General features: G+C 60.4%; 3 protein-coding genes. 1 reads left to right on the top strand and 2 read right to left on the bottom strand.

What is annotated here, in order from left to right; genetic code table 11:
• Positions 1 to 20: 20 nt before the first annotated feature.
• Positions 21 to 1,214, bottom strand: a complete 1,194-nt coding sequence (locus tag AAC083_RS21940) for an aromatic amino acid transport family protein (protein ID WP_108537700.1) — start codon at positions 1,212 to 1,214, stop codon at positions 21 to 23.
• Between the two features lie 437 nt (positions 1,215 to 1,651).
• Positions 1,652 to 2,638, bottom strand: a complete 987-nt coding sequence (gene cra, locus AAC083_RS21945) for a catabolite repressor/activator (protein WP_181364854.1) — start codon at positions 2,636 to 2,638, stop codon at positions 1,652 to 1,654.
• A 296-nt stretch (positions 2,639 to 2,934) separates the two neighbouring features.
• Here cra and AAC083_RS21950 point away from each other — a divergent pair.
• Positions 2,935 to 3,299, top strand: a 365-nt coding sequence (locus AAC083_RS21950; protein ID WP_181364855.1) for a PTS sugar transporter subunit IIA, incomplete at its 3' end; no start/stop codon positions are given.

The raw sequence follows: 3,299 nt of genomic DNA on the forward strand, positions 1-3,299 counted from the left end.
CCATTGCATACCGGTCGGTATTAGAGCGCGGGCAGCATCCCGAGGCTGACGCTGACCTGTACTCCGACGATCAGCACGCCCATGGCGGCGGTCAGACCAAGTGCCACCACGCCACCCGGGGCGCGGTAGTGGTGGGCAGGCGCCTGTTTGCGGCTCTGCCATACCAGCGCCACCGGCAGCAGCACAGCCAGTATCGCCAGGGCGATGGCGGCATAGCCGAGCGCCATGATAAAGCCCTGCGGGAAGTAGAGAGCAAACAGCAGGGGCGGTACAAAGGTGATAAGACCGGTCTGGCTGCGGCCCTGCCAGTTGTCCTTGCGGCGGGTCACCTTGGCCATAAAGTCAAACAGCCCCAGCGTCACTCCGAGGAAGGAGGTGGCGAGTGCCAGATCGGCAAACAGGTGCATCGCCTGATTAAACGCGGGCCAGCTCACCAGTTGACCTATGTTGGCCAACAGGCTATCGAGCGCACCGCCGGTTTGCAGCAGCGCTTGCTGGCCGAGCAGACCGAGGATCGCCACCTGCCACAGCACATAGAGGATCAGCGGCAGGGCAGAGCCCCACACAAAGACCCGGCGCAGCTGCTTGGGGCAGTCGCCAAGGTAGAGCATCACGCTTGGAATGGAGCCGTGAAAGCCGAACGAGGTGAAGATGACCGGCAGGCCCGCCAGCAGCAAGCCCTGACCCAGCGGCATGGAGAGCAGGTGCTGCCCTTCGGCGCGGGGTAGCAGCAGTGCCAGCACCGCCACCATGATCACCAACTTCACGGTGAACATCAGCCGGTTGAGGTAATCCACCTGCTTGGTACCGACGCAGACCATGCCGCCAAACAGCAGGGTAAAGGCCCAGGCCGCCTGTTCTTGAGTCAGCGTCATGCCCGCATCGGCCAGCGCTTGTGCCAGCAGGCTGCTGCCGCCGCTGATGTAGGCGGAAGCCAGCGAGTAGAACAGCATCAGGATACAGAAGGAGGCGATGCGCTTGCCCCAGGGGCCGAGCAGATGATCCGCCAGCTGGTGCAGGTACCACTTGCCGGTGTTGAGGCTCGCCTCCACCTGCAACATGGCGGTGAAGGCCATCAGGGCCCAGAGACCGACCATCAGCATCAGGGTGGCAGGGCCGCCTAGGGAAGAGGAGGCCAGCGGCAGGGCCAGCATCCCGGCGCCTATGGTGGTGCCAGCAATCAACAGGGTACAACCCAGGGTTTTGGTGTTCATGTTATCCATCCGAAAGTAGCGGTGTCAGTGCAAACCAGTGGTGCACAGTGTTTACGTCAACAAGAGGGCCAATGGGCGTGATCAGAAGGCGCCTCCGGGGATAAGGCCGGAGGCTAGCAATATCGGAACGGGAACATCTGTACCTAAAACCTGTCAGTTGTAAAAGATGGTTGCCACGTTAGCGGATCAAAATAACGGAAACAATCCCTTTTATGCGGATCTTGTGCTGGCTTGTGGCAATAAGTGGCAATAAAAGATGACAGACATGACTAAGTGACGAAAAAACAGGCTGGAGCAGGGGGCGCCCATTCTTGCAAAGGCGCTAGGCATCGGGTTTGGGAGGGGTTGACTGCCGCAGGCAGAGAGTGTGCGGGCATGGGATGAAGAGAAGCAACGCTGCCGAACTTATGGGGTAAATCGGCCCGGCAGCGAGGTGGTCAGCGACGGCGTTTGAGTGTGCGGCTGACGTAGTACAAGCCACTCTGGTATTCGCCGTTGACGGCCTTGAGCGCCAGTTCCAGCGCTTGGCTTGCCAGTGCATCGTGCTGCTGGGGCAGGGAGTTGATGCCAAAGGGGAGGAAGTCGAGCAGCCGATCGTCCCCGAAGGTGGCCATGGCGAGCTGGCTCATATCGGTCTCTTGTTCCAAGAGATAGTCGAGCACCCCCTCCATCAGGATATAGGAGGTGGTGATCAGTGCCTCCGGCAGCTGGCCCAGCTGCTGGTGCAGCGCCTTGATCAGGCGATACCCCTCGAGGCGGGAGAAGTGATCGCCCTCGCACAGGTGGCGCGCTGCGCTGTGACTGGCAACCGCTTGTTCGAAGCCGGCTTTTCGCTCCTGACTGATCGTGAGTGCTGGCAGGGCGGTGATCAAGGCGATATGGCGCAGGGCGGGGGTGAGCAGGGAGCTGGTGAGATCAAAGCTCGCCTTCTCGTTTTCACTGGCGACGGTGACGAACTGGTCGGCGGCCATGGCCCGGTCGATGGCGAGGATCTGGCTGCCTTGCGCTTGTAATTTGCCGTAGAAGGGGTCGTCCGGCGGCAGGCAACTGGCGACCAGCAGGGCATCCACATGGCGGCTGACCAACATCTGGGCCAGCTCTTTTTCGGTGGCGGGATCATCTTCCGAGCAGACGATCAGCAGCTGATAGCCCTGCGCCCGCGCCCCCTGTTCCAGCCGCTTGGCCAGCTTGGCGTAACTGGCGTTTTCCAGGTCAGGCAGGATAAAGCCGAGGGTCTTGGTCTGGCCGCCCCGCAGGGAGGCGGCACGGCTATCCGGCTGATAGTTGTGAGCGGTGACCACCGCCATCACCTTGTCGCGGGTAGCCTGGCTGATGCGGTATTGGTCGGCCTTGCCATTGATCACATAGCTGGCCGTGGTGCGCGAGACACCGGCGAGGGCGGCGATTTCATCCAGTTTCATCATATTGGCTCTGTTTGAGTTGCAAGGCCCACGGTCACTGCCGGGTGAGGGCACCGAAAAGTGTGCGCAGGATCATATCATTGAAAAGCACCCTTGGTGGGTACTTGATCAATCCGCTGAAACGATTCAGTCTGAGTGTAGGTGAAACGATTCAGCCTGTCAGTAACGAATAGGCACAGTGGCCTGAAAATCGGGCCACGATCACAATCAACCCCGATCTTGTCTATTGTCAGCAGGCGAGTTACCCGAATGTTCAATTGTGTTGTACCGGCGCGGCCGGAACCTGATGGAGAGTCTCTATGTTGAAGTTGGCGCGAGAGCAAATCTTGCTGGGACAGTCGGTGGCGACCAAGTCGGAAGCCATTGCACTGCTGGCAGGTAAACTGACCGAAGCCGGTCTGGTAGAAGCAGGCTATGTGGATGGGATGCTGGCCCGCGAGGCGCAGCATGCTACCTATCTTGGCAGCGGCATCGCCATTCCTCACGGCACCACCGACACCCGCCATCTGGTGAAAAGCACCGGTGTCATGGTGGCCCAGTTCCCCCACGGCATCGAGTGGGATGAGGGGCAGATTGCCTATGTCGCCATCGGTATTGCCGCCAAGTCCGACGAGCATCTGGGCATTTTGCGTCAGCTCACCCATGTGCTGGGTGATGAGCAGGC

It is taken from the genome of Aeromonas sp. HMWF014, from assembly GCF_963878295.1.
Taxonomy (GTDB): domain Bacteria; phylum Pseudomonadota; class Gammaproteobacteria; order Enterobacterales; family Aeromonadaceae; genus Aeromonas; species Aeromonas popoffii.